The following is a 568-nucleotide window of genomic DNA, read 5'->3' as shown; positions in this document are numbered from 1 at the left end:
GTGGGCCGTCCGGTAAAACTGGCTCTTACGCGCCCCCAGATGTTTACCACTTCGCCGACAAAACGGTGGAAATCCGCGGCAACGCCTTGCTGTTTGCCAACCCACTGGGTGCGGGTAGGAGAGGAGGAGGCCGTCCTCCGTGACGAAGACGACGCCCTCGGAGTCGATCTCCAGGCGTTGGTCGACGGTGGATGACCACGACGGACCGAACCAGCGGCCCAGCCGGTAGCCGGACTCCACCCGCCGTTTGAACATCAGAGGCAGGGCGCCCGGCAGGGTTACGTCCGTCTGCGGCAGGTACATCTTGCCGGTGGCGAGGTCGATCGGGTCCGTGTCCTTGTTCACCCGGGAGTCTTCGGTGTGGGAGCCCTTCGCGGGGTCCTCCCCGATGGCGTCGCGCGCCGAGTTCCTGGCCCCCGACTCCGCTGCTCCTTCCGCCGCGCCCTTGACCCCGCCCCGCAGCAGCCCGCGCAACGTCCCCGTCCCCTTGGTACCGATGAGCTCGGGGAAGAGACGGCCGGCGCCTTCGGACGGGTCCTTCATGAAGCCCTCGTACGCGGCCTTCACA

At 67.4% G+C, this 568-nt stretch carries 1 protein-coding gene; it reads right to left on the bottom strand.

Annotated features, from left to right (window positions below):
• Positions 1–568 (bottom strand): DUF6531 domain-containing protein (locus ROI90_RS21130; RefSeq protein WP_316000269.1); only part of this gene is annotated, 568 nt, incomplete at both ends.

This window comes from Hymenobacter endophyticus, assembly GCF_032464715.1.
Lineage (GTDB): Bacteria > Bacteroidota > Bacteroidia > Cytophagales > Hymenobacteraceae > Hymenobacter > Hymenobacter endophyticus.
This window is presented reverse-complemented; position numbering and strand designations above follow the sequence as displayed.